This window comes from Mesorhizobium sp. M5C.F.Ca.IN.020.32.2.1 (genome assembly GCF_004023105.1).
Lineage (GTDB): Bacteria > Pseudomonadota > Alphaproteobacteria > Rhizobiales > Rhizobiaceae > Mesorhizobium > Mesorhizobium wenxiniae.
This window is the reverse complement of record NZ_RZSX01000631.1, coordinates 1-3,851: the sequence shown is the minus strand read 5'-3', so window position 1 is coordinate 3,851 and position 3,851 is coordinate 1. Positions and strand designations below refer to the sequence as shown.

General features: G+C 63.7%; 5 protein-coding genes. 2 read left to right on the top strand and 3 right to left on the bottom strand.

The annotated features are described in order from the left end of the window. Positions 1–660 (top strand): ABC transporter permease (locus EOA86_RS25835; RefSeq protein ID WP_164891982.1); only part of this gene is annotated, 660 nt, incomplete at its 5' end. Between the two features lie 71 nt (positions 661–731). Further along, positions 732–1,217, top strand: a complete 486-nt coding sequence (locus EOA86_RS25830; RefSeq protein ID WP_128344279.1) for a gluconokinase — start codon at positions 732–734, stop codon at positions 1,215–1,217. A gap of 39 nt (positions 1,218–1,256) precedes the next feature. Here the strand turns inward: EOA86_RS25830 and EOA86_RS25825 are convergent, their stop codons facing one another. The 3 genes from EOA86_RS25825 to EOA86_RS25815 all read right to left on the bottom strand — a co-directional run. Then, the gene (locus tag EOA86_RS25825) at positions 1,257–1,706 is read right to left on the bottom strand and encodes an Rrf2 family transcriptional regulator (protein ID WP_029351604.1); all 450 of its coding nucleotides are present in this window, start codon (positions 1,704–1,706) and stop codon (positions 1,257–1,259) included. Between the two features lie 249 nt (positions 1,707–1,955). Continuing rightward, complete coding sequence (locus EOA86_RS25820; protein ID WP_128344277.1) at positions 1,956–2,942, bottom strand: sulfate ABC transporter substrate-binding protein; 987 nt, start codon at positions 2,940–2,942, stop codon at positions 1,956–1,958. A 200-nt stretch (positions 2,943–3,142) separates the two neighbouring features. After that, positions 3,143–3,851 (bottom strand): sulfate/molybdate ABC transporter ATP-binding protein (locus tag EOA86_RS25815; protein WP_164891981.1); only part of this gene is annotated, 709 nt, incomplete at its 5' end.

Here is a 3,851-nt window from a genome sequence, read left to right as displayed (position 1 = left end):
GGCATCTGCTGCGGTGTCGCGATCGGCGTCGTCAACGGCATCGGCGTCGCTTATCTGCGCATTCCCTCGATGATCATCACGCTCGCCACCAATGCCGTCGCGCAAGGGCTGATGGTGGTCTATACGGGCGGGTTCTCGCCGCAGGATTCGGCGACCCGGGCGATGCGCTATCTGGCGACCGGCTTTGCCATTCCGGGCGTGCCCAACGCGGTCGTCATCTGGGCGCTGATCGGTGCTGCGATGGTTTTCGTGCTGACCCGCACCGGCTTCGGCCGTACCGTCTACGGTATCGGCAACCGCGAGCGCGCCGCCTACCTCTCCGGCATCGACACGCGGCGCGTCGTGCTGATCGCCTTCGCCGTGTCGGGCGGGCTCTCCGCCTTCGGCGGCGTGCTTCTGGCCGGCTATGCCTCCAAGGCGGCGCAGTCGATGGGCGACGCCTATCTCCTGCCGTCGATCGCAGCGGTCGTGCTTGGCGGCACCTCGATCCTCGGCGGCCGCGGCTCGTATCTCGGCACGGTCGCTGGCGTCATCCTGATCACGCTTTTGCAATCCATTCTTTCGGTCATGCAGATGCCGGAGGCGGGGCGGCAGATCATCTACGGCGTCGTCATCGTCGCCATGCTCCTGCTTTACGGCCGCGCGCCGGCCAGCCGCTGACCCGCATCGTGGACGAAAAGGCAGCACAAACGCAGGGGCATCGCGTTCGGCCCGCACCGGCCGTCGTAGTGATGGGCGTCGCCGGTTGTGGCAAATCGGCCGTCGGCGAGGCGTTGGCCGCAGCGTTGGGCGCCATCTTCGTCGAGGGCGACCGGCTGCATCCGCCGGAAAACGTCGCGCGCATGGCAAGCGGCGAGCCGCTGACCGACGCATTGCGCGAAGGCTGGCTCGACGCGATCGGCCGGCGCATTGCGGGATCGGTCGGCGATGGGCAGGGCGTGGCGGCCGCCTGTTCGGCGCTAAAGCGCAGCTACCGCGAGCGTCTGCGCGGCTTTTGCCAGGACATCGTTTTCCTCTATCTGGAAATCGATCCCGCGACCGCGAAGCAGCGTGTCGGCTCCCGCCGGGGCCATTTCATGCCGGCAAGCCTGGTCGACAGCCAGTTCGCCACGCTAGAAGCGCCGGCAGCCGACGAGAACGCATTGACGCTCGATGCGACGCGCCCGATCGCCGACATTGTCGGCGACGTCGTGGGCCTGTTCGAGGCGAATTCCTGAGCGGGTCGCCGGCGCGGATTCCGCTTTAGCGGCGGCTGATCAGATCTGCGACGTCAGCTCGACTGGAAAATCGTCATTGTCGGCGTCGCGCATCGCGGCGAGGCTGCGATTGTCCAGCACCTCGGCGATCGCCTGTCGCACCTCCAGCATCATGTTCCGGACCTGGCATGTCGCCTCGTCGCAATCCTCGCAGCGCTGATATTGGGTGCGGCTGGCGCAAGGGATTGGCGCCAGCGGCCCGTCGAGGACACGCACGACATGGCCGATCTTGATCTCGGAGGCCGGCCGGGCGAGGCGGTAGCCGCCTTCCTTGCCCTTGCGGCTCTGGACGAAGCCGGCATTGCGCAATTCGCCCAGAATGGCATCCAGGAATTTCTTCGGGATGTTGTTGGCGACGGCAATGTCGTTGACGAATGCGAGCTGACCCACCGGCAAGCCTGACAGATGCACGAGGGCCTTGAGGCCGTATTTGCCTTTTTTGGTAAGCATGCTCGATTCAGTTCATGAAAACCCCAACCGCCCGCATCTGGCGGTTGTTTGTGTGTAAATCATGACGTTTGGTCGCACGATGCAGTTTCGCGAAAACAAGCCGTCTGATTGCTCAGTAGGCACAAACACGTTGATTCTTCGTGACGTTTTGGATGGTGCGCCCGGAAATGCGCGAAATCACCTTCCGGACCGCGAAACGAAGAAAGCCGGCAAAAGCCGGCTTTCGCTTCAAGTTCAAAGATCGCTTGCTCAGCGGCTGCCATAAGTCTGGTCGAGCAACCCGCCCGCGGCGAAATGCTCGGCCTGGATCTTGGCCCAGCCGCCGAAGACGTCCTCCACCGTCAGCAGGCGGACATCGGGAAACTCAGCCTTGTATTTGGCGGCGACCGCCGCGTCGCGAGCCCTCAGTCCGTTGCGGGCGGCGATGTCCTGGCCCTGCGGCGTGTAGAGGAAGTCGAGATAAGTCCTGGCGAGGTCACGCGTGCCATGCTCGTCGGCGACCGTGTCGACAATCGCCACCGGAAACTCCGCCAGCAGGCTGACCGAAGGCGTCACCTGCTCGAATTTGTCATCGCCATACTCCCTGCGGACGCCGCGCGTTTCCGACTCGAAGGTGATCAGCACGTCGCCGATCTCGCGCTGCACGAAGGTGGTGGTCGCGGCGCGCCCGCCGGAGTCGAAGATCGGGACATTGTTGAACAGTTTGGTGACGAATTCCTTCACCTTGGCATCGTCGCCCTTGAAGGCTTCCTTTGCGTAGGCGGTGGCCGCAAGATAGGTGTAGCGCGCATTACCGGACGTTTTCGGATTGGGGAAGATCACCTGCACGTCGTCGCGCACGAGATCGTCCCAATCCTTGATGTTCTTCGGATTGCCGGCGCGCACCAGGAAGGACGGCAGCGAATAGAAAGGCGAGGCGTTGTCGGGGAAGTCCTTCTGCCAGTCGGCCGAGATAAGACGCTTGGAGACCAGGAAGTCGATGTCGATGACCTGGTTGAAGGTGACGACATCGGCGCCGAGGCCCTCGGCGATGGCACGTGCCTGCGCCGACGTCCCGGCATGCGACTGATCTATGGTCACGCCGGGGTGCTCGGCGACGAAGGCCTTGTTCACCTGCGCAAACAGTTCGCGGCCGACATCGTAGGACGCGTTCAGCAATTTGTCGGCCGACCACGCTTGGGAGGATGCCAGGAACAGGCCGGCCAATGTGGCGACGCCAAGCAAAAATCGCTTCATGAAAACAGGCTCCTAAAATGCCGTTTATCGCAGAAGGATAATCGGGCGACGCCCGACGCGACGAGGCATGCAACCCGGATCTATGGTGTTGCTGTGAGAAAAAGCATTGCCGAATCGGCCCGTTGAAAGGATTTTCTTCCAAGCAGATGCATTTCGGCGTGTTCTCAGCACGCCGAGGTAGCCCGCTTAGATACAGCCTTCTACACAGCTGGAAAAAGCTTCCAGCGCCGCGGCCTGAAGGCCACCCGGCTTTTCTGCGCCGCCGGATGGTCGACGGGCAGCTCGACCTCGACCCGCTGACGCTCGCCGCCAATTTCGAGCTCCACCCGTCTGGTGCCGGCGACGCGGCGGCTGGCGGCGACTGTGCCGGCGATGCAGCCGTTGCATTCGTCTACCAGTTCGACATCGTGCGGACGGAAGAACAGCGTCGCTTCGCCTTGCGGTGCCTGCGGCGCGGACAGCCCGATCGGGCGATCGGCGATCCAGACCTGGCCGTCCTCGATCTTGACGGGAAGCGAGCTCGATTCACCGATGAAGCCGTAGACGAAGGGCGAATTCGGCGTGTCGTAGATTTCATCGGCGGTGCCGACCTGCTCGATGCTGCCCTGGCTCATCACCACGACGCGGTCGGCAAGCTCAAGCGCTTCTTCCTGGTCATGGGTGACAAAGACCGTGGTGTAGCCGGTAGCGTCGTGGATGTCGCGCAGCCAGCGGCGCAGCTCGCGGCGGACCTGGGCGTCGAGCGCTCCGAACGGCTCGTCGAGCAAAAGCACGGCCGGTTCGATCGCCATGGCGCGGGCAAGCGCCCCGCGTTGGCGCTGGCCGCCCGAAAGCTGCGCCGGGTAGCGCTTTTCCAAGCCGGAAAGCTGGACGAGTTCGAGAAGCTCGGAGGCACGGCGGCGGATTTCC